Consider the following 20,443-nt stretch of genomic DNA (forward strand, 5'->3'; position numbering starts at 1 on the left):
GAAGTGAATTGACCCGCGCCCTGTAGCCGAAATATCGCGAAACGCGAGTCGGCAAGCCGCGGAATTGCGCGGTTTTGAGCAAATGTTGCATTGCGGTGACAGGCCGCGCGAGCGCCCGCACCCTGCAAGTCCCTGATTGTGGGGCGATCCCGCTCGTCTCTTGCTCTTGCGGCCCTCTCACGGCATAGGCGCGCGCAAAGCAGACCCACTGCAATCCAGTTGAAAGGCCGCCCATGAAAATCCGCGTTCTCGTCAGCCTCAAGCCCGGCGTGCTCGACCCGCAGGGCCGCGCGGTCCACCATGCGCTCGAAGGGCTCGGCTTCAATGGTGTCGACGATGTCCGCATCGGTCGCACGGTCGAACTCGACGTCGCCGACGATACGAGCGATGCCGCCCTTACCGAAATGTGCGAGAAGCTGCTCGCGAACACGGTGATCGAAAACTACAAGATCGAGAAGCTCGGCTGATGGCTTTCCGCAGCGCCGTTATCACCTTCCCCGGCTCCAACTGCGACCGCGACATGGCGGTGGCGCTGGAACAGGTTTCGGGCACGACCCCCGTTCGCGTCTGGCACGGCGATGCGCATCTGCCGGACGGCCTCGACTTTATCGCCCTGCCCGGCGGTTTTTCCTATGGCGACTACCTGCGCTCCGGCGCGATGGCCGCCAATAGCCCGATCATGCGCGAAGTCATCCGCGCCGCCGATCGCGGCGTGCCGGTGCTCGGCGTTTGCAACGGCTTCCAGGTCCTCACCGAGGCGCGGCTCCTGCCGGGTGCGCTGATGCGCAATGCCAGCCAGCACTTCATCTGCCGCAATGCCGGGCTGAAGGTGGAGAACGCTCAATCGATCTTCACCAGCGGCTATTCCGCAGGACAGGAAATCAGCATTCCGGTGGCCCACCACGACGGCAACTTCTTCGCCGACGAGGAAACGCTCGACCGGATCGAGGGCGAAGGCCGCGTAGCTTTCCGCTACACCGACAATCTCAATGGTTCGCGCCGCGATATTGCAGGTGTGCTCAACAAGGCGGGCAATGTCCTCGGCATGATGCCGCACCCCGAACGTGCAGTCGATGCAGCCCATGGCGGCACCGACGGGCTTGCTCTGTTCGAAGGTGCAATGAAGGCGCTCGCCAGCGCCTGACCGTCCTCAAGCGCTCTTGCGCTTCTCGTCGAAACCGCGGCGTTTCAGCACCTTACGGGCATCGTCCGCAGGCATCGGCCTGCCGAAGTGATAGCCTTGGATCTTGGTGCAGCCGAGACGGCGGATCATCTCGACCTCGTCCTCGTTCTCGACGCCTTCTGCAGTCGTGGTCATGCCGAGGCTGTCGGCCATTGCGACGACGGCACGGATAATCGCGAGGCTTTCGGGGCTGTCCTGCGCCGCGCCCTGCACGAACAGACGATCGACCTTGATCGTGGTGAACTTGAGTTTGCGCAGGTAGCCGAGCGAGGAATAGCCGGTACCGAAATCGTCCAGCGCGACCGAGCAGCCAAGCGCCATGCACTGCTCCAGCGCCTTACGCGCAACGGCCGCATCGCGCATGAAGATGCTCTCGGTAACTTCGATTTCGAGCCGCGAGGGATCGAGCCCGCTATGTGACAGCGCGCGGACCACCGTGCCCGCAAAATCGGGCTCGACCAGCTGTTCGGGCGAGACGTTGATATTGACCTTCACGTCTTCGGGCCAGTTTGTCGCAGCTTCGCGGCATGCTTCATTCATGACCCAGGTGCCGATGGGCACGATCAGGCGCGTATCCTCGGCGATGGGAATGAACTTGCCCGGGCTGACATTGCCATGTTCGGGGCTGTTCCAGCGCACCAGCGCCTCGAAGCTTACAACGCTTTCATCGAGCGTATCGACCACCGGCTGGTAGTGGAGTTCGAACTCGTTGTTTTCCAGCGCCGTGCGCAGCGCGACTTCGAGCTGGCGACGCTCTTCGGCATTGGAGTGCAGCGAAGGTTCATATTCGCAATGCGTACCGCCGCCTTCGTCCTTGGCGCGATAGAGCGCGAGGTCGGCATTGCGCAGCAATTCCTCGACCGAATGGCCGTCGCGCGGACCGATGGCCGAACCGACACTGGTGCCGACATAAAGCACGTGATTGTCGATATAGAACGGTGTCGTCAGCGCGGCGATGATCGCCTTGGCCAGCGTGTCGACACGGCGGCGGTCGGCTGCGTCGCGGATAACCACGCCGAATTCGTCCCCGCCGAGGCGGCCCACGAGTTCGCCTTCGTCCATCAGCGGCTTCAGGCGCGAGGCGACCTGGGCGAGCATGCGGTCGCCGACCAGATGGCCGAGCGAATCGTTGACCGCCTTGAACCGGTCGAGGTCGATCATCAGGAAGGCACAGCGCGTGCGCCACTGCTCGGCATAGGTCAGCGCCTTGCCCAGCGCCTCGTTCAACTGGAGGCGGTTCGGAAGCTGTGTCAGCGGATCGTAGCGTGCGAGGAACTCGATCTTCTCGGTGCTTTCGCGCTGGGTCGTGACGTCCGAGCCGACACCGCGGAAGCCGTGCCACTCGCCGTCCTCGTCGAACATCGGCGTGCCCGAAAGCTCCCACCAGCGCACTTCGCCGCGAACCATGGCCTTGACGACGAGGTTGGAGAAACTCTCCTTCCCCTTCAGCTTGTCGGCCAGTTCATGCAGGCTCTGCGGGAATTCGCCGTTCTTCCAGCCGTCGCCGGAAATCAGCTGGAGGAAGGACTTGCCCTCGATATCCGCCGTGTCGCGCTGGAGCGCGAAGGCGAAGCGCGGGCTGACCGAGCGCAGGCGGCGGTTGGTATCGATCTGCCACAGCCAGTCGGCCTGGCCTTCCTCGAATTCGCGCAGGAGCATGGAGACGGTCTCGCTCTTCTCCTGCATTTCGAGGTCCGCGAGGCGGGCTTCGAATGCCATCCGGGCAGATTCGACCAGGCCGAAAACGGCAAATCCGGCGCTCAGTGCAATCAGCAGCGAGAGGCCGAAGTTGAAGGTTGCGAGCGCGGCGATGAAAGAGCCAGCGCTGGCCGTGATCGTGAAAGCGATCGAGCTCAGCGGAGCACTGTATCGGCTGGCGACGCTCACGAGGATGAGGAAGGCGATAGCCGCCCAGATCGATGCGATCTGTCCGCCGGCACCCAGGGCGACGAGGATGCACAGGCCGAGCGACCAGACGACGCCCTTGAGGCCAGCCACAATGGCATGGTTACGCATCTCGGAGCGCGTGAACGGCCGGTCTTCGGCATCACGCAGGCGGTAATCGCTGGCGAAGGCGATCATCACGGTGAAGCCCAGTGCGGCTCCCCATGCCTGCAATGACAAAAGATCGACACTTCCGCTGCACAGCCATGTGACGATGAGCGCCGCAATGGCGTGCAGTGTGACGCGCGTCCCGGCGCGTTGTGCGACGAGCGAATACTGTTTGCCGTGCACGCGCGCCCAGTCACCGGTCTCTGGATCGTCCAGACCGATTACCTGCCGCGTGGTCGGCGGATTGCCCTCAGCGGGCGCATTGAAATTCCAGTCGCTCACGCATGCCGAATTACGCGGGAAAGGTTATTTCCGAGTAAAGGATAGAGCGGAAAGGGAAATTATTCGACGGTGACCGACTTTGCCAGATTGCGAGGCTGGTCGACATCGGTGCCCTTCACACAGGCCACGTGATAGGCAAGCAGCTGGACCGGGATGGCATAGACCAGCGGCGCGATCAGCGGGTGGACGCTGGGCATTTCGATGGTTGCCATGCAGCCTTCGCCAGCCTCTTCCAGACCCTTGGCATCCGAAATCAGCACGATCTTGCCGCCACGGGCACGGACTTCTTCCATGTTCGAGATGCTCTTTTCGAAGAGCGGTCCCGACGGTGCGAGCACGATCACCGGAACGTCATCGTCGATCAGCGCAATGGGGCCATGTTTCATCTCGCCGCTGGCATAGCCCTCGGCATGGATGTAGCTGATTTCCTTGAGCTTCAGCGCCCCTTCAAGCGCCAGCGGATAATCCTGACCGCGCCCGAGATAAAGGACGTCGCGCGCCGGGGCGATGAGATGGGCCATCGCCGCAATATCGTCATCGTGATCGAGCGCAGAATTGAGGCAGGCAGGCGCCTCGAGCAGGTGCGTGACCACCTCGTACTCTTCTTCGCGGCTCATCAGCCCCTTCTTGACCGCCATATGTGCGGCAAGCGCTGCGAGCACTGCGAGCTGGCAAGTGAAGGCCTTGGTCGATGCAACGCCGATCTCCGGACCGGCGTGCGTCGGCAACAGCAGGTCGGCTTCGCGCGCCATCGTGCTGGTGGGTACGTTCACCACCACGGCGATGGTCTGCCCGTTTTCCTTGCAGTGGCGCAATGCCGCGAGCGTGTCGGCAGTCTCGCCGCTCTGCGAGATGAACAGCGCCAGCCCGCCGTCCTCCAGCACCGGCTCGCGATAACGGAATTCGGAGGCCACATCGATATCGACCGGAACGCGGGCAAACTGTTCGAACCAGTATTTCGCGACCATCCCGGCGTAGAACGAGGTCCCGCAGGCGACGATGGTAACGCGCTTGATGCTCGAGATATCGAAGTCGAACTGGGGCAGCGCGACCGAAACATCGTCGCGGCGCAGATAGGAGCCGAGCGTCTGCGCGACCACCGTCGGCTGCTCGAAAATCTCTTTCTGCATGTAGTGGCGATAATTGCCCTTTTCGGTCGCTGCGGCAGATGCGCCCGAAGTGCGGACCTCGCGCGTAACCTCCTGGTTCTCCTCGTCGAAGATCTTTGCGCCATCGCGCGTAACTTCGACCCAGTCACCCTCTTCGAGATAGGAAATCTGCTGCGTCAGCGGTGCAAGTGCCAGCGCATCCGAGCCGATATAGGTTTCACCTTCGCCATATCCGACGACCAGCGGCGAGCCGCGACGGGCACCGATCAGCATGTCGGGATAATCGCGGAACGCGATGGCCAGCGCAAAGGCACCGCGCAGGCGCGGGAGCATGTTGGCGACCGCTTCGTGCGGGGTCTCGCCATCTTCGAGCCGGCGCGTGAGCAGGTGGGCGACGACCTCGCTATCGGTGTCGCTTTCCATCGTGCGACCGGCAGCCTTCACCTCGGCGCGCAATTCCTTGTAGTTCTCGATGATGCCGTTGTGGACAATCGCCACCTTGTCGGTCGCATGCGGATGCGCATTGTTGGCCGTCGGCGCGCCATGGGTTGCCCAGCGCGTATGTGCGATACCGATGTCGCCGCCGGCGGGATGATCCTTCAGTTCGGCGACCAGATTGTTGAGCTTGCCCTCGGCGCGGCGGCGGACCAGCTCGCCGTTCTCGATGGTGCAGATACCGGCACTGTCATAACCGCGGTATTCCATCCGCTTCAGACCGTCGACGAGCCTGTCCGCAACCGCTTCCTTGCCGACGATACCGATAATTCCGCACATATATGGATGACCCCTTGGAAGACCTTGCGGGACCAGCCTTAGCGGTTCCCGCAATCCAATCAATCGGTCCGGACGGAAAGGGGTTCCCGTGGCGTGGTCCACCATAGGAGAAGCCCGGCCCCGATGATGACCGCCGCACCGGCCAGAGTAGCTAGGTCGGGTACATCGCCGAACCACCACCAGCCCATCAGTGTCGCCACGAGCATCTGCACATAGGTCATCGGGGCGATGGTCGCGGCACCGGCACGCTGGGTGCCGAGATAGACCAGCCAGTGCGCCGTACTTGCCGTAAGGGCAATCAGTGTGCAGCGGGCTAGAACCGTCCAGTCCGGCAGGGTCAGCACGAGGCTGTCGGCTCCGGAAAAGTGCCCGCCCAGAGCCGCAACGGCCAGCAACGGAAGCGCGGCGATCTGCATGAACGCCTGCATCGACAGAGCGCTACCCTGCCCTGCACTGGCCCGGTTCGCGATAATCATCAGCGCGAAGAACAGCGCGGAGCCGAGCGGCAACAAGGCAACCCAGCCGAGCTCGACAAGGTTCGGTCGCAGGACCAGCGCCACGCCGCCCAGAGCCGCGAAACTGGCGATCCATGTAGCGGATCGCACTTTCTCTCCGAGCAGCGGCCCGCTCAGCAGGGCGACGATGATCGGCGCCACGAAAGCAATCGCCATGACTGTCGCGAGCGGCATGACGAAGACAGCGGAGAAGAAACACAGCGAGGCAGCAGCAAGACAGAAGCCCCTCGCGGCCTGCAGCCACGGGCTCTTTGGGCGAAAGGCCGCAGGCCCTTCATTCATTCGCAGCAAAAGCGATACGCCGATCGCCCCGATGACGAACCGCAGCGCTGCAGCACCGAGCGGTGAGAATTCGCCCGCCATCGTCTTCACCACGGCATCGCCAATGCTGAGAAGCGCGAAACCGGCCAGGGCCAGCAGGATGCCGCTGCGTTCGGATTGGTGCATCTGGAGGAAAGGCCCGCAAGATCGTGTGAAATCGCGCGCTAACCGCACTCGCCATGCTTGGCCAGCGGAACGATGCTTTACCGCTTGTTTACCAAACTTCGCCAAGGGTGCTCGCAGACGAAATTCGAGGGGGTCGCGATTACCATGCATCAGCAGCCGGAGAAGCACTCGTGAATATGCTGAAGCAGGACTTTGCGCCCGCAATCCACGCCGCCAGCGCCGAACCGAGCGTTGCGGTCCTCCTGCCCTGTTACAACGAGGGGCTGGCGATCCGCGCGGTGATCGAGCGGTTCCAGAAGGCGCTGCCGCAAGCGACCATCTACGTCTACGACAACAACTCTTCCGACGATTCCGCTGCCATCGCACGCGCCGCAGGTGCAGTCGTTCGCAGCGAACCGCGCCAGGGCAAGGGTTTCGTGGTGCGCCGCATGTTCGCGGACATCGATGCCGACATCTACCTGATGTGCGACGCCGACGAGACCTATGAAGCCGAAGCTGCGCCCGCGCTGGTCGACAAGCTGGTCGAGGAAGGGCTCGACATGGTCGTCGGCTCGCGGTCGAACGCGGCGGAGGGTGCCTACCGGCCCGCCCACAAATTCGGCAACTGGATGCTCACTTCGCTGGTGCGCACCATGTTCGGCAACGGCTTCAAGGACATGCTGAGCGGCTACCGCGTATTCTCGCGCCGCTTTGTGAAGTCATTCCCCGTGATGGCGCAGGGCTTCGAAATCGAAACCGAACTGACCATCCACGCGCTCCAGCTCGAAATGCCGGCAGCAGAAGTCCCGACGCAGTTCTCCGAACGCCCCGAGGGCTCGGAAAGCAAGTTGAACACGATTTCGGACGGCCTTCGCATCCTGTGGACCATCACCGGCCTGCTCAAGCAGGAGCGTCCGCTGTATCTCTACGGGATGATGGCTCTTGGCCTGTTCGTCGCTTCGCTGGTCCTCGGTTTCCCGGTGATCGCCGAATATGTCGAGACCGGCCTCGTGCCGCGCCTGCCCACTGCCCTGCTGGCATCGGGTGTCATGATCCTTGCCTTCCTGAGCCTGTTCAGCGGCTTGATCCTCGACACGGTCACGCGCGGCCGCAAGGAAGCAAAGCGCCTGCGTTACCTGCAGCTGCCGAGCGTCCTGAAATTTGCCGACGAGCGAAAGCTGATCAAGGCCGCCTGAGCCAGAGCAGCGAAAGCACCGCCAGTGTACCGCTGGCGATCAGGCCGCTGACCCGCAAGGCAAGCGCAAAAGCAACAAACTCGCCCATGGTCGCAGCATCGGTGACCAGCGTCATTGCGCTCCAACCCAGTTCGGTGATGCCGAGATTGCCCGGTGTCAGCGCCGCCAGTGCGGACAATTGCACTGCGCCGAAGCCGAGCGCGACGGTCTGCCACGGGATCATCGGCAGCAGGAAAATCCCGATACCGAAGGTACGCGCCACGAGCGCTCCGTAGCGGAGCGAAGACAGCGCCGTGAGGTGACCCAGCAGGCGCGGTGCGTCGAGACCGGCTGCCGATCCTGCCTCCACACTCTCCTTGATCCGGCGCGTGGTCGACCAGCGCTGCGGCAGGACAGCTGCCAGCCTGGCCGGGCGAAACCGCTCCGGAAGCAGGTAGACGGCGGCCGATGCCAGTGCGAGCGTTACAACGAATGCCAGTACCCCCGCCCAGCCGCCGAACCCGCCGACAAGCAGGGCAAGAGCCGCAATTCCGCCGATGACCAGCGTGACGACATCGAATACCTGCTCGTATCCGGCAAGGATTGCGCTGCGACCAAAACCCGCATTGTGCTGCGACTTCATGGCCATGCCGCGCACCGCAGGCCCGGCGATATAGGGCGGGACGATCTGTCCGAGCGCGCTGCTTGCCGCAGTGTAGGCAAACAGCCGATCGAAGCCCACCGAACGTGCAAGATCGGGCGCGCTGCGCCGCAGGAGCATCTGCCACTTGATCGTGCTGGCCAGCACCATCGCAAAGGCGGTTGCGAAAGCTATCCCGCCAATCGCCCACGGATGTCGGCCAAGCGATGTCCAGACATCCGCCTCTAGGACGGAGAAGCTGGTGAAGAGCCACCAGAGCAGCGCCCCGGCCAGCGCCAGTCCGATCGCAAGGCGCGCAAGATTGCGTTTGGGCGGCACCGTGGCTGCCGCGCCGGTGGATGGAACGCTGTCGCTCATTTCAAATCGGGTGCTTCATGCTAGGGCTGCAGGACCGATGCGGATTTTGTGCATTTCCAGCTTTTTTCGCGAAGAAGGCGGCGGCGTCGCGCATATGGCGCACCTGCTCGCGCGCGAACTGGCGCGCATGCCCGGAAACAAGGTCACGCTGGCGGCTCATACCGGTGAAGCACAGGCGGACGACATTTCGGAAGAGCCCTATGTCCGCATGCCGATCCGGGCGACCAACTGGTTCGAGAAGCGCCTCGGCGTTCCGCTGCTGATCCCACATCCGGCAGATGTCCGCGCGCTCAACAAGGCGGCGCGCGAGGCCGATGTCATGCTGGTGCACGACAGCGTCTACCTTTCCAATCTTGCCGCAATCGCCAGTGCGCACCGGCAGACCCCCTCTATCGTGATCAAGCACACGGGCGAGGTAAGGTTTTCCTCGCGCTTCGGTCAACTCGCGTTCTCGGTATTCAACGACCGTGTTGCCCCGCGCATCCTCGGCAACACCGATGCGCTGGCCTTTGTCACGAAGGCGAAGCTGGAAAACTCCAAGCCCGTCGCAGGACCGCTGGCGACCGTAATTCCCAACGGCATAGACACCGATGTCTTCGCCCCCACGGGCCAGCCGCGCGATGGTTCGCTGCTGTTCGTGGGAAGGTTTGTCGCGAAGAAAGGCATCGAGATCGTGCGCGAAATGGCCCGCTCGATGCCGGACCGACGGTTCGTCCTTGCCGGATACGGGACTATCAACCCGCGCGAATGGCCGGAAAGCAACGTGACCTGTCACTGGCGGCCCGATCCTGCCCAGCTAGCGCAGCTCTATTCGGCATGCGCGGCTTGTATCCTTCCGGGCGAAACAGAGGGAACGCCGCTGGTCGCGCTGGAAGCACTCGCCTGCGAGGCGCCCACGGTCATCGGCCAGCAGGGAGCCGCGTCCGATGCCGAGCTCGACCGGCAGATGGCGCAGCTTCCGGTCGACGTCGAAAACCCGAAGCAGACCGCGCGGCTATGGTGCGAAGGGCTGGAGTCGGCAATCGCTGCCTCCAAGCCTGACCGTGCGGGCATCATCCGCGATTACAGTGCGCAGCGCATGGCGAGCGATTACGCGAGGCTGATCGAGAAGATTATGGTCAAGCGCTAACGCTTGACGGGGCGGACACACTCCCTGCCCTCGAGCACGCGGGCCTTCGCATCGAATTCCGGGCTTTCGTCGGGAAGATTATCGGCAAGGCCGACAGTTTTCAAATCCGCCCGCGAAACGACCGCGATGCTGCCCCTCTCGCAAAGCTCGGCCATTTGCGCGCCATCCATTTCGCGGCTCGAGAACAGCAGGGGACGGTTCGACAGGTCGGGCAGGTTCCTCACATCGTCCACGGCGTGTGACGGCATTTCGGAATCGACGAGTACGAAGTCGGTCTCCTGCGTCTTGAGCACCTCGTAGAGCTTCACATGGGGCTCGATAAAGCGGTGCGCGCTCCACCACTGGAAGGGCAGCGCCAGTACCGATACCAGCGCCAGTGCAATGATACCGCCCTGTGCAGCGGGCTTCTGCGCTTCGGGCAGGAGCTTCCAGCCATATCCAGCGAGCAGGCACAGCGGGCCGAGCAAGGCATGGATATAGCGGTAACCCCAGCCATGGCCCTGATAGGGAAGCAGGATCGCAATCGCGACGATCGTCAGCAGCACGCCCGCCAGCAACTGCTTGCCCAGCGCGTCGAGCTTCTTCCAGCCCAGCGCCGCGATCAGGAAGAGCGGCAGCAAATAGGCTGCATTCCACGCAATGGCGCGCAGGATGTTCACCAGCATGAGCGGGATCATGATCTCGTCGATGCGCAGGAGCGGCAGGACACGTTCGGCGAAGAAACCGCCTGCGCCGGCTGCGCTTCCCGACGCGGCGCGCTCCAGCCCTAGCGAGTCGACCACCAGAACCGGGTAAGAGAACCAGAACAGCAGGGCCGCGGCGTAGATGACCGCATAGGTCGCAAACAGGCCGAAGCGGCGCTGCCACAGGAGGCCGAGCAGGATCGGGCCCGCGAAAAGCGGGTGGAACACAGGCTGGTGCAGGCCCAGCGCGAAGAAGCCCACCAAGATAGCCCCTGCATGGCCCAGAGCGCCGCCGCGCAAGAAAAGCGAAAGCCAGATGATGTTGAAGACCAGGTGTCCGGTCATCGCATAATTGGTCATGGCATTGGTCATGACCTGCGCCGACAGCAGGTAAGTCAGCATCACGATCCAGACCGCGCGATTGTTGTCGGGGAATATGCGCCGCGCGAGGCCCCACAGGACCACCAGTCCGATAGCGACGAGGATCGGGTTCATCAGTGCGGGATCAGCGAACATCCCGAATCCGGTGCGCATCATCGCGTTGATCGGGAGGTAGGCGGACGCCATGGCTTTCCAGCCGTCGGCCGTGATCAGGAAGTTCGGCACCAGCGGCTCGCCAAAACCGGCCCACTCTTCGGGCAGGCCAAACCCGAGACGCCCCGCTGCAAAATTGGCGCCGTCGAAAACGACCATGTGCTCGTCACGCGTCAACGGATAGTCGAGCATGATGAGGTGCGTACCGACCCACAGGAGCGGAATCAGGACTAGCGCGACGATCCAGATCGTACGCGTCGAAGGCAGCTTTTCGGGCAGTTTCCAGCCCGGCTGGCGCCAGATCAGCAAGCCCATGACCGAGGCAATCGCGAGAATGACCGGAAGGTCCTGCGTGCGAAGATAAAACTTCGGAATCGAATTGATACCGGCGATCGGCAACATCGCAAGGCCCGCCAGGACCATCGCTATCGCAGAGCGCGACAGCGCCCAGTTCCAGTACAACCCCTTGTTATCGCTCATCAAGACCCCGTTCGATCCGGCGTTCCCGCTGCCGGCTTGCCAATTCCCCATGACGATACCCCCGCATATTCAACGCGCAATCGCCTTTAGGAAAAAATCAAGGTTTCCAACTTATTCACCATTCCTACCAAGACGGGGTTTGCCACTTTCTGGCAGCTATCCCTCGTCACCGAACAATACCTTCTGGGGGTTTAGGGCATGAGTGCATTCGGACGGAAAAACGGGTCGGCGGGCATGTCTGCCGGTGCGCGTCCGCAATTCGGCGTTGCGCGCCCGATGCGCGGCGGCGGTTCCTCGTCGGACGAGGAATCGGGCGAACAGAAGAAAGACGGCGGCGAACAGTTCCCGCCCCTCCCGCAGGATGGTGCTCCCGCTCCCGGCGCAGGTGGCTCGGCCGCGAATGCCGATGCCATGGCCCGCCTTTCGGAGCGCATGAACGCCACACACCAGACCGAAGGTGAAGTCGGCGGCTTCGAAGCATCGGTCCACAAGATCAAGGAACAGGTGCTTCCGCGCCTGCTCGAACGCGTCGACCCCGAAGCGGCGGCCACGCTGACCAAGGATGAACTGTCGGAAGAATTCCGTCCGATCATCATGGAAGTGCTCGCCGAACTGAAGGTCACGCTCAACCGCCGCGAACAGTTCGCGCTCGAGAAGGTCCTCGTCGACGAACTGCTCGGCTTCGGTCCTCTGGAAGAGCTGCTGAACGATCCCGACGTGTCGGACATCATGGTCAACGGTCCCGACCAGACCTACATCGAAAAGAAGGGCAAGCTTACCATTGCCCCGATCCGCTTCCGCGACGAACAGCACCTGTTCCAGATCGCGCAGCGCATCGTGAACCAGGTCGGCCGCCGCGTCGACCAGACCACGCCGCTGGCCGACGCCCGCCTGAAAGACGGTTCACGTGTGAACGTGATCGTGCCGCCGCTTTCGCTGCGCGGCACCGCCATCTCGATTCGTAAGTTCTCCGAGAAGCCGATCACGCTCGACATGCTCCAGGGCTTCGGCTCGATGAGCGAGAAGATGTGTACCGCGCTCAAGATTGCCGGTGCGTGCCGCATGAACATCGTCATCTCGGGCGGTACGGGTTCGGGTAAGACGACCATGCTCAACGCCCTGTCGAAGATGATCGACCCGGGCGAGCGAGTTCTGACGATCGAGGACGCCGCCGAACTTCGTCTGCAGCAGCCGCACTGGCTGCCGCTCGAAACGCGTCCGCCGAACCTTGAAGGCCAAGGTGCCATCACCATCGGCGACCTCGTGAAGAACGCCCTGCGTATGCGCCCTGACCGCATCATCCTGGGCGAAATTCGTGGCGCGGAATGTTTCGACCTTCTCGCCGCCATGAACACGGGCCACGACGGTTCGATGTGTACGCTTCACGCCAACAGCCCGCGCGAATGCCTCGGCCGTATGGAAAACATGATCCTGATGGGCGACATCAAGATCCCGAAGGAAGCCATCAGCCGCCAGATCGCCGAATCGGTCGATTTGATCGTGCAGGTGAAGCGTCTTCGCGACGGTTCGCGCCGCACCACCGACATCACCGAGGTGATCGGCATGGAAGGCGACGTGATCGTGACGCAGAACCTGTTCAAGTTCGAGTATCTGGACGAGAGCGAGGACGGCAAGATCCTCGGCGAGTTCCGCTCGAGCGGCCTGCGTCCCTACACGCTGGAAAAGGCCCGCCAGTTCGGCTTCGACCAAGCATACTTGGAAGCCTGCCTCTAAGGCATCAGCCGCGAATAATGCCCGGTACGGCGACGGCCAGCAGGCCGCCGCCTACCACGGCGCATGTCAGGAACAGGCCGGTCCACGGTATCCAGCCGACGCTGTCGATCCGCGCGCGATTCATGCGCCTGCGCTCCATAAGCAGCGCAAATCCGGCCAAAAGCAGGAATGCGGCGCCCCACATGCCGAGCACATCGGCATCGCTGGCGAAGGTCAGGAAATCGTGCATCGCGCGGCGATATGGGTAACAGTCCCCTTCCTGCCAAGCTGGCGTTAAGGGAACCGCGCTATTATCCACCCGTTCTATCCCGGCGAACGTCCGATTCTCGGGCTCTTCGGGAAGGAAGTATCATGATCAAGAAACTGCTTATCGCTTTCGGAATCACCACGATGAGTCTCAGCGCTGCCGCATGCAACACCGTGCAGGGCCTTGGCGAAGACATTGAATCTGTCGGCGAATCCGGCGAAGATGCTATCGACTAAGACAAGGATTTGCCGATGAAGAAACGTTCTTCCATTCTCATGGCCGCAACCGTGCTCGCACTGGGCCTCGCTGGCTGCAATACGGTCAAAGGGCTCGGCGAAGACGTGAAGTCCGTCGGCAAGGCCGGAGAACGCGCGATCGACTGATCGCTATCGGCAGCGAACAACGAAACGCCCGCCCTTACCCGGCGGGCGTTTTGCTATGTGCGCCGGTAGACGAGCGTCAGATTGTTGGCAGGCATCTCGTAACGCGCCGTCTTCTCGAACCCGGATCGCTGAGCCAACTCCTCGAGTTGCGCCACATTGCGAATGCCCCATTCCGGATTGCGGCTCCGAAGGCTCTGGTCGAAAGCGACGTTCGAACTTGCAGGCTCCACATCGTCTTCGAAGTACGGACCGTAAAGGACGAGCGGAGCCCCCGGCGCAAGGAGGCGGGCAGAACCCTCAAACAGAGCCTCGGTTGCTGCCCACGGGCTGATGTGGACCATGTTTATGCAGACCACCGCGTCGGCTGCATCCAGCGGCCAGTCAGCCGTGCGGGTGTCGAATTCGACCGGTTGCTTAAGGTTCGTAAGACCGGCCTCTCGTGCCCACTCCCCGATGGACGCCAGTGCTTCCCCGTCCGGATCGCTCGGCTGCCAGTCGATCTGCGGAAAGCGCTGCGCCATGAAAACCGCGTGTTCGCCGCTGCCGCTGGCAATCTCGAGCACGAGACCCCGCCCGGGCAGTTCCTGCGCGAGCACCTGGGCGATCGGTTCGGAATTGCGCGCCGTGGCGGGCGCGTGACGCTTCAATTCACCTGCCTCTCACGACCCTCCCAATAGGGTGCGCGCAGGTCCTTGCGCAGGATCTTGCCGCTGGCATTGCGCGGCATGACATCGATCACGTCGATGCTCTTGGGGACCTTGAAGCCGGCAAGCCGTTCCTTGGTCCATTCGATGATCGAAGCTTCGTCCACTTCCTCGCCCGGCTTGGCGACAACGCAGGCCTTCACCGCCTCCCCCCAGGTTTCGTCGGGCACGCCGATCACTGCGACTTCGGCAATAGCGGGGTGGCCGTAGATCGCGCTTTCGACCTGCGCCGGATAGACGTTTTCGCCACCGGAGATGATCATGTCCTTGATCCGGTCCTGGATGAAAACATAGCCGTCTTCGTCCATGTAGGCGGCGTCGCCGGTATGCATCCAGCCGTCCTTGAGCGAGCTTTGGGTCGCGTCCGGCAAGTTCCAGTAGCAGGCCATGTTCGACGGGCTCTTGCAGATCAGTTCGCCCACTTCACCGCGCGGCAGTTCCTTGCCGTCTTCGCCGATAACCTTGAGCTCTGCCCCAGGCACGGCCTTGCCCGCCGATTTCATCCGCTGGTTGCCCTCGAGCGAGTGGTCTTCGGGCGGAAGCGCGGCGATGGTGCCGGTCGTCTCGGTCATTCCGTAGCACTGCATGAAGCCCGCTTCGGGGATGGTGCGCACCGCTTCGCGAAGCAGGTCCAGCGGGATCGGCGCAGCGCCGTACATGACGTATTTCACAGCCGACATATCGGTCGTCTTGGCGCGCGGGTGCTGGACGACCATCTGGAGCGCGGCGGGCACGATGAACAGGCGCGTGATCCCCTGCTCGAATGCATCGAGCACGCCATCGGGAGTAAATTCTTCCTGCACGATCGCACGGATGCCCGCGCCCATCGCCATGATACCGAGCCCCGTGCCGCCGATATGCGCGCAGGGCATGCAGACGAGAATCGCCTCGTCATCGTCGAAGAAGGACCAGGGCTGCCCCTCTTCCTTGCTTGGCACGCGGAGCGAGAAGAGATTGCGATTGGTCAGGACCGCGCCCTTGGGATTGCCGGTCGTGCCAGAGGTATAGAGCTGCAGGACCGCATCGTCGGGTCCGGCCGGCGTAAAATCGCCAGCCGGTGTCGCATCGATTTCAGCAAGGGCGGCAGGCGTCGACAGGATTTCCGGCGGATTGTCCATCTGACCGCATGCCTTGGCAGCCATCTCCTCGAAGCCTTCTCCCAAAAGCAGCAGCTTCGCTCCCGTGTCGCCAAGGATGTAGGCGATCTCTGGCGCAGCAAGCCGCCAGCCGATCGGGACCATGACCGCACCCACGCGCGCTGCGGAATAGAACAGTTCGAAATAGTGGCGCGAATTCTTGCCCAGCCAGGCGATCCGGTCGCCCTTGCCCACGCCGTGTGCGGCAAGCATGGCGATGATCTTGCGACTGCGCTCCTCGAATTCCGAGAAGGTTATCGCATCGTCGCCCTGTTCCAGAACGATGTTATCCGGTCGCTCGGCCGCCCAGTGGCGGACGAAGGCATCGAATGACAGCTTCGGCTCTTCGGTCATATCTGGCTCTCTCCTCTGCGTGCATCATGCCACGCATGTGAAAGAGCACAAGCGGGCTATTGCCAGCGGCCACCCTCGCGTGCGCGCCGCTCTCGCAGCAACAGCCAGATGAACAACCCTAGCGGCCCCGCCATGAAGGTCGCCAGCAGGATCGGCGCCTGCACGATGCGCGAGAAACCCTTCGCATCCGCATCGCGCGCAATCCAGATGCCCACGAAAAGGTCGAAGGCAAGATAGTGGATCCATCCGATCGTCACCCCGCCATCGCTGGCGAAGATCGCGCGGACACCCTCGATAGAACCGAAGTCCATCGATGCCCCGGTGCCGCCGACCTGGTCGATGGTGCCGGTAAGGATGCCGATCAGGCCGATGGCGTAGGCTCCGCACAGCAGCCCGACCCCGAGATAGAGGGCAGCTGCCATCAAGGCCGGCCAGCGCGGCAGCAGGATCAGTGCCACCCACATAACCAGTGCGAGGATGTTGGCTGCGCTGAAAGCTATCGACCACATGGTGTGTCCCCTCAGTCGTTCACGAGTTGCGGGAGCGTTCGCGCCGCGCGGATGATCGCGTCATTGTCATGGACAAATCGCCCGCGCGCCGCCCGCTTCGACAGTGCGAGCGCGGCCTGCGCCACGGTTTCGGCCTTGATGCCGCGATACTGGCGCAGCTTGCCGTGCATGAAGAGGTTTGCAACGGGCGCGACTGCGATACCAAAGCGCTCTCCCGGTCGCCGGTCGTTCTCGCGATTGCCCAGCAGCAGGCCGGGCCGAAGGATATCGAGCCGGTTGAACCGGATGCGCGTCAGTTCGCGTTCGACCTCGCCTTTCACCTTCAGGTAGAATGTCTTCGATGCCGGGTCCGCCCCGGCAGAGCTGATCGCAACGAAACGCTCTACGCCGAATTCCTTCGCAGCCCTTGCCGTATCGAGCACGATCGTTTCGTCGACCGCCCTGAAAGCCGCCTCGTCCTCGCCGGCCTTCTTCCACGTCGTGCCGAGCGCGCAGATCATCGCCTTTGGCCGGATCGCCTCAAGCACCTCGCCCCATTTGGACGGCTCTGCCACGAAGTATTCGATCCTCAGGCCGCGCGGAAACTTCGCCTCGCTCCTGCCAATGCCCTGTATGCGGATATCCTCGCGGCCCACGCATTCGCGCATCACCTCGCCGCCGATGAGGCCGGTGGCACCGACGAGGCACAGGCGCAGCGCGTCAGACATTGGACAGCCCCTCGGGCGCCTTGCCGTAGATACGGCGGCACTGGTCGATGGCGAAGCGGTCCGTCATCCCGGCGATGAAGTCGGCGATGTGGCGGCTCGTATGCGGGTCGCCAGCCGGCAGCTGGTCCGCCCACCCGTTGGGCATGATCTTCGGATCGTCGCGATAGGCGGCAAAGAGCCGCGAAACGACATCGCGCGCGCGCTCGGAAGTCTGGATCTGCTCCGGGTGGTAATAGAGCCGCTCGTACATGAACTTTTTCAATCGTCTTTCTTCGACCGCCATTTCCGGCGAGAAGCCCGCAGTCTGCTCGCCCGCTCCCCTCGCCTCGTCGGCGCTGGCCATGCCTTTGACCCGTGCGTGCGTGTTTTCAAGCACGTCGTTGACCATCAGCCCGATCTGGCTGCGCACAAGCTCGCGCAACTGGATCTCGCGGGGTGCGTGTGGGAAGCGCTTTTCGACCCGGCGGAACTGGTCGGCGAGGAGGTCCAACTCCATCAGGTCGTCGAGCGAGAGGAAGCCTGCCCTCAGGCCATCGTCGATATCGTGATTGTCATAGGCGATATCGTCGGCCACGGCCGCCACCTGTGCTTCGAGCGATGGCCACTGATCCAGTTCGAGGCTGAATGCATCATCGATCTCGGCCAATGCCCAGTTCGATGCCTTCACCGGACCGTTGTGCTTGGCCATCCCCTCCAGCATCTCCCAGGTGAGATTGAGGCCGGGGTGATCGGGATAGGGGCTTTCGAGCCGCGCCAGCACGCGGATACCGTGCGCATTGTGATCGTAGCCACCGGCATGCATCATCGCCTCTTCGAGCGCTTCTTCGCCCGCATGGCCGAAGGGTGGATGGCCGATGTCGTGGGCAAGGCACAGGGCCTCGGTCAGATCCTCGTCGAGGCCCAGCTCGCGCGCGATCACCCGGCCAATCTGCGCCACTTCGAGGCTGTGCGTGAGCCGCGTGCGGTAGTGGTCGCCATCGGGCGCGATGAAGACTTGCGTCTTGGAGCGCAGGCGGCGGAAGGCGATCGAGTGGATGATCCGGTCGCGGTCGCGCTGGAATTCGCTGCGCGGACCGCGCGCACCGTCGCGATCTTCGGCAAACTCGCGTCCGCGCGAAGCGGCGGGATCGGCAGCGTAGGGGGCTCTTTCCATGCGGGAGAGAGGCTTAGGTCAGGCGATTCATGCCGACAACGTGAACGAAAAGCGAACTTGCGGGCTTTTCGTCAGAACGCTCGCTGCAAGCGGGCAAAGTAAAGGGCCGCGCGTCCTGAAACGCGCGGCCCTTCGTAACTGCGACCCAACTTGTCTTAGTTGATGCCGATGGTGTCCGGGTTGCCGTCCGGATCGCCGTTCACGGTACCACCGCTACGGATCGAACCGAGCAGCAGCAGGCCAGCGGCATGCGGGCTCGCCATCGAGGTACCCGACAGGGTGGCGTAGCCGCCATCCTTGTAGGTCGACAGGATGCCCGAGCCGGGCTCTGCGTAGTCGACCGGCGGGTTGCCGTAGTTCGAGAAGCTCGACCAGTTGTCGCCCTGTGCGAACGAGCTGATCGTGTAGATGTTCGGGTGGTTGGCCGAAGCGGGCGACTTGGTCGTCGCGCTGGTGCTTTCGTTACCCGCAGCAAGTGCGAACTCGAGACCGCCCTGCGCTGCCGCGATCACGGCATCGTTCAGCGCCTGGCTGAAGCCGCCGCCGAGCGACATGTTGGCCACGTCGTTCGCGTTGGCGATCGAAGCGGCATATTCGATGCCTGCGATCACACCGCTGGTCGAACCCGAACCGCGACGGTCGAGAACCTTGATTCCGATCACTTCGACGCCCGGAGCAACGCCGATCACGCCGATGCCGTTGTCGATAGCGGCAATCGTGCCGGCGACATGCGTGCCGTGGCCGTTGCCGTCGTCAGCGTTCTTGTCGCGCGTGAAGTTGACCGAAAGGCCGGCATTCACGTTGAGATCGGGGTGGTCGAGGTCGACACCGCTGTCGATGACAAGCGCACGGCCGGTCGCACCGGTCTGGCCGCCACCAACACGCTCAATGCCCCAAGGCGTGGTCTGGGCGGGGTCGGAACCGCCACCATCACCACCACCGCCAGGGCCCTTGCCAGGAGGCGGAGCGGAGACGTTGTAGACCTGTTCCTGCTCACAATAGGCGATGCGCGGGTTCTTCGCCTGCATGTTGGCGACACCCTGTGCCGAAGCGTTGACCGCGAAACCGCGGATGGTGCGTTCGTAGGTAAACTTGACGTTGCCGCCGGCAGCGCGCGCCGAACGGCTGGCTTCTGCCTTGACCTGACCCTGGCTCACGAGGCCGGGGTTGAACACGCAGACGTACTGGTTTTCGATTTTCTGTGCAGCGGCAGGCGTAGCGACAGCTGCTCCCGCAAGCGCAACGAGGCTTACGGTCGCGAGGCGACCCATATTCAATTTCATATTTGCAGTCCCTTCCCAGAGAATTGAGGATTGGGAACATGCCGTGCAGGCACGGGGACGCAACCGCATTAAGGCTATTTTTCGCAGGAAACTTTCAGACCGTCACCCAAATGTCGCAATTATACAATGTGGGTTGCAATCCGAGATTGATTTATGTTGCTTCGAGCACCCAATCCGCCGCTGCACGGCAGTGGATATCGGTGGAATCGAACACCGGCAGCACATTGGCATCGGTATCGACGACCAGCTCCAGTTCGGTGCAGGCGAGGACGATCGCTTTTGCGCCCTGCTTTTCCTTCATCGTGATGATGGTCTTGAGCGCGCGCTCCGCATCGCGGGTCACGCGGCCGAGCATCAGTTCCTTGTAGATGATGCCGTCGACCAGCTCGACGTCCTGCGGATCGGGTGGAAGCAGGTCGACGCCGTAAGACACCAGCCGCTGGCGATAGAAACCCTCGGTCATGATGTAGCGCGTGCCGAGCAAAGCGGCGTTGTCGCACTTGGCTTCCTGCATGGCCTTGCCCACGCTGTCAGCAATGTGGAGGACAGGGATAGAGATCGCCTCTGCCACCCGGTCATAGCATTTGTGCATCGTATTGGCCGCAATCACGAGGCCCTGGGCACCGGCCGATTCCAGTCTACGCGCGCTGTCGACGAGGATGCTGGCAACCTCGTCCCAGTCGTCGGACTGCTTGGCCTGGTAGATCCGCGAATAGTCGAGGCTCTCGATGAGCATCGGCGCGCTGGCCATTGGCTGACCCCGCTTTTGCACCTGCCGATTGATCCGCTCGTAGAAAGCGCGGGTGGAAATCCAGCTCATCCCGCCGATGAGTCCCAATGTGCGCAAACCCGCGCTCCTTCCTGATCTTTTCT

20 protein-coding genes are annotated in these 20,443 nt (G+C 62.7%); 7 read left to right on the top strand and 13 right to left on the bottom strand.

All coding sequences use genetic code 11. The annotated features are described in order from the left end of the window. The first annotated feature begins 233 nt into the window (after positions 1-233). On the top strand, positions 234-467 hold the full coding sequence (purS, locus tag K3165_RS04635; protein ID WP_221547630.1) for a phosphoribosylformylglycinamidine synthase subunit PurS: 234 nt from the start codon (positions 234-236) through the stop codon (positions 465-467). Beyond that, the gene (gene purQ, locus K3165_RS04640; protein ID WP_221547631.1) at positions 467-1,144 is read left to right on the top strand and encodes a phosphoribosylformylglycinamidine synthase subunit PurQ; all 678 of its coding nucleotides are present in this window, start codon (positions 467-469) and stop codon (positions 1,142-1,144) included. Before purS ends, purQ begins: the two co-directional genes overlap by 1 nt. Positions 1,145-1,150: 6 nt before the next feature. On the opposite strand, the gene K3165_RS04645 is transcribed toward purQ, so the two are convergent. From K3165_RS04645 to K3165_RS04655, 3 genes are read right to left on the bottom strand one after another with little or no spacing between them, the layout of a single operon-like run. Next, positions 1,151-3,517: a putative bifunctional diguanylate cyclase/phosphodiesterase gene (locus K3165_RS04645; protein WP_221547632.1), complete on the bottom strand. Its 2,367-nt coding sequence runs from the start codon at positions 3,515-3,517 to the stop codon at positions 1,151-1,153. Between the two features lie 59 nt (positions 3,518-3,576). Continuing rightward, positions 3,577-5,400, bottom strand: coding sequence for a glutamine--fructose-6-phosphate transaminase (isomerizing) (gene glmS / locus K3165_RS04650; protein ID WP_221547633.1), 1,824 nt, complete (start codon positions 5,398-5,400; stop codon positions 3,577-3,579). Positions 5,401-5,459: 59 nt separating this feature from the next. Continuing rightward, a complete protein-coding gene (locus K3165_RS04655) occupies positions 5,460-6,362 on the bottom strand; it encodes a DMT family transporter (RefSeq protein ID WP_221547634.1) in 903 nt (300 codons plus the stop codon). Between the two features lie 176 nt (positions 6,363-6,538). Here K3165_RS04655 and K3165_RS04660 point away from each other — a divergent pair, with 176 nt between their 5' ends. Next, positions 6,539-7,537, top strand: a complete 999-nt coding sequence (locus K3165_RS04660) for a glycosyltransferase family 2 protein (protein WP_221548327.1) — start codon at positions 6,539-6,541, stop codon at positions 7,535-7,537. On the opposite strand, the gene K3165_RS04665 is transcribed toward K3165_RS04660, so the two are convergent. Then, on the bottom strand, positions 7,524-8,534 hold the full coding sequence (locus tag K3165_RS04665) for a lysylphosphatidylglycerol synthase transmembrane domain-containing protein (RefSeq protein WP_221547635.1): 1,011 nt from the start codon (positions 8,532-8,534) through the stop codon (positions 7,524-7,526). The two genes, K3165_RS04660 and K3165_RS04665, sit on opposite strands and share 14 nt — an antisense overlap. 37 nt (positions 8,535-8,571) lie before the next feature. On the opposite strand from K3165_RS04665, the gene K3165_RS04670 reads away from it, so the two are divergent. Beyond that, a complete protein-coding gene (locus K3165_RS04670; RefSeq protein ID WP_221547636.1) occupies positions 8,572-9,663 on the top strand; it encodes a glycosyltransferase family 4 protein in 1,092 nt (363 codons plus the stop codon). Here the strand turns inward: K3165_RS04670 and K3165_RS04675 are convergent. Beyond that, positions 9,660-11,360: a hypothetical protein gene (locus K3165_RS04675; protein WP_221547637.1), complete on the bottom strand. Its 1,701-nt coding sequence runs from the start codon at positions 11,358-11,360 to the stop codon at positions 9,660-9,662. The two genes, K3165_RS04670 and K3165_RS04675, sit on opposite strands and share 4 nt — an antisense overlap. Positions 11,361-11,558: 198 nt before the next feature. Between K3165_RS04675 and K3165_RS04680 the strand changes: the two genes are divergently transcribed. Then, entirely contained in the window at positions 11,559-13,094 is a 1,536-nt protein-coding gene (locus K3165_RS04680; protein ID WP_221547638.1) for a TadA family conjugal transfer-associated ATPase, read from the top strand. Between the two features lie 4 nt (positions 13,095-13,098). On the opposite strand, the gene K3165_RS04685 is transcribed toward K3165_RS04680, so the two are convergent. Further along, positions 13,099-13,323: a hypothetical protein gene (locus K3165_RS04685; protein ID WP_221547639.1), complete on the bottom strand. Its 225-nt coding sequence runs from the start codon at positions 13,321-13,323 to the stop codon at positions 13,099-13,101. Between the two features lie 122 nt (positions 13,324-13,445). Between K3165_RS04685 and K3165_RS04690 the strand changes: the two genes are divergently transcribed. Both K3165_RS04690 and K3165_RS04695 read left to right on the top strand, forming a co-directional pair. Beyond that, positions 13,446-13,577, top strand: coding sequence for an entericidin A/B family lipoprotein (locus tag K3165_RS04690; protein WP_221547640.1), 132 nt, complete (start codon positions 13,446-13,448; stop codon positions 13,575-13,577). A 15-nt stretch (positions 13,578-13,592) separates the two neighbouring features. After that, complete coding sequence (locus K3165_RS04695) at positions 13,593-13,724, top strand: entericidin A/B family lipoprotein (RefSeq protein ID WP_221428988.1); 132 nt, start codon at positions 13,593-13,595, stop codon at positions 13,722-13,724. A 53-nt stretch (positions 13,725-13,777) separates the two neighbouring features. On the opposite strand, the gene K3165_RS04700 is transcribed toward K3165_RS04695, so the two are convergent. The 7 genes from K3165_RS04700 to K3165_RS04730 all read right to left on the bottom strand — a co-directional run bounded on the left by K3165_RS04700 (position 13,778) and on the right by K3165_RS04730 (position 20,417). Then, positions 13,778-14,371 carry a DUF938 domain-containing protein gene (locus K3165_RS04700; protein ID WP_221547641.1) on the bottom strand — a complete coding sequence of 198 codons (594 nt, stop codon included), beginning with the start codon at positions 14,369-14,371 and terminating at the stop codon, positions 13,778-13,780. Next, a complete protein-coding gene (locus K3165_RS04705) occupies positions 14,368-15,918 on the bottom strand; it encodes a fatty acid--CoA ligase (protein WP_221547642.1) in 1,551 nt (516 codons plus the stop codon). The genes K3165_RS04700 and K3165_RS04705 overlap by 4 nt, the downstream gene beginning before the upstream one ends. Before the next feature lie 56 nt (positions 15,919-15,974). Beyond that, positions 15,975-16,427, bottom strand: coding sequence for an ABA4-like family protein (locus K3165_RS04710; RefSeq protein WP_221547643.1), 453 nt, complete (start codon positions 16,425-16,427; stop codon positions 15,975-15,977). 11 nt (positions 16,428-16,438) lie between these two features. After that, entirely contained in the window at positions 16,439-17,134 is a 696-nt protein-coding gene (locus tag K3165_RS04715) for an NAD(P)H-binding protein (protein WP_221547644.1), read from the bottom strand. Continuing rightward, complete coding sequence (locus K3165_RS04720) at positions 17,127-18,287, bottom strand: deoxyguanosinetriphosphate triphosphohydrolase (RefSeq protein ID WP_221547645.1); 1,161 nt, start codon at positions 18,285-18,287, stop codon at positions 17,127-17,129. Before K3165_RS04720 ends, K3165_RS04715 begins: the two co-directional genes overlap by 8 nt. Before the next feature lie 155 nt (positions 18,288-18,442). Further along, positions 18,443-19,570, bottom strand: a complete 1,128-nt coding sequence (locus tag K3165_RS04725) for a S8 family serine peptidase (RefSeq protein WP_247713881.1) — start codon at positions 19,568-19,570, stop codon at positions 18,443-18,445. Positions 19,571-19,721: 151 nt separating this feature from the next. After that, on the bottom strand, positions 19,722-20,417 hold the full coding sequence (locus tag K3165_RS04730) for an aspartate/glutamate racemase family protein (protein WP_221547646.1): 696 nt from the start codon (positions 20,415-20,417) through the stop codon (positions 19,722-19,724). Positions 20,418-20,443: the final 26 nt, after the last annotated feature.

It is taken from the genome of Qipengyuania xiamenensis, assembly GCF_019711495.1.
Taxonomy (GTDB): Bacteria; Pseudomonadota; Alphaproteobacteria; order Sphingomonadales; family Sphingomonadaceae; genus Qipengyuania; species Qipengyuania xiamenensis.

Coding starts and splice junctions, on each gene's coding strand:
- K3165_RS04720 (WP_221547645.1), bottom strand. CDS start 18,287: ATGGAAAGAGCCCCCTACGCTGCCGATCCCGCCGCTTCGCGCGGACGC.
- K3165_RS04685 (WP_221547639.1), bottom strand. CDS start 13,323: ATGCACGATTTCCTGACCTTCGCCAGCGATGCCGATGTGCTCGGCATG.
- K3165_RS04680 (WP_221547638.1), top strand. CDS start 11,559: ATGAGTGCATTCGGACGGAAAAACGGGTCGGCGGGCATGTCTGCCGGT.
- K3165_RS04655 (WP_221547634.1), bottom strand. CDS start 6,362: ATGCACCAATCCGAACGCAGCGGCATCCTGCTGGCCCTGGCCGGTTTC.
- K3165_RS04705 (WP_221547642.1), bottom strand. CDS start 15,918: ATGACCGAAGAGCCGAAGCTGTCATTCGATGCCTTCGTCCGCCACTGG.
- K3165_RS04710 (WP_221547643.1), bottom strand. CDS start 16,427: ATGTGGTCGATAGCTTTCAGCGCAGCCAACATCCTCGCACTGGTTATG.
- K3165_RS04670 (WP_221547636.1), top strand. CDS start 8,572: ATGCGGATTTTGTGCATTTCCAGCTTTTTTCGCGAAGAAGGCGGCGGC.
- purQ (WP_221547631.1), top strand. CDS start 467: ATGGCTTTCCGCAGCGCCGTTATCACCTTCCCCGGCTCCAACTGCGAC.
- K3165_RS04715 (WP_221547644.1), bottom strand. CDS start 17,134: ATGTCTGACGCGCTGCGCCTGTGCCTCGTCGGTGCCACCGGCCTCATC.
- K3165_RS04695 (WP_221428988.1), top strand. CDS start 13,593: ATGAAGAAACGTTCTTCCATTCTCATGGCCGCAACCGTGCTCGCACTG.
- purS (WP_221547630.1), top strand. CDS start 234: ATGAAAATCCGCGTTCTCGTCAGCCTCAAGCCCGGCGTGCTCGACCCG.
- K3165_RS04690 (WP_221547640.1), top strand. CDS start 13,446: ATGATCAAGAAACTGCTTATCGCTTTCGGAATCACCACGATGAGTCTC.
- K3165_RS04660 (WP_221548327.1), top strand. CDS start 6,539: ATGCTGAAGCAGGACTTTGCGCCCGCAATCCACGCCGCCAGCGCCGAA.
- K3165_RS04725 (WP_247713881.1), bottom strand. CDS start 19,570: ATGAAATTGAATATGGGTCGCCTCGCGACCGTAAGCCTCGTTGCGCTT.
- glmS (WP_221547633.1), bottom strand. CDS start 5,400: ATGTGCGGAATTATCGGTATCGTCGGCAAGGAAGCGGTTGCGGACAGG.
- K3165_RS04665 (WP_221547635.1), bottom strand. CDS start 8,534: ATGAGCGACAGCGTTCCATCCACCGGCGCGGCAGCCACGGTGCCGCCC.
- K3165_RS04675 (WP_221547637.1), bottom strand. CDS start 11,360: ATGAGCGATAACAAGGGGTTGTACTGGAACTGGGCGCTGTCGCGCTCT.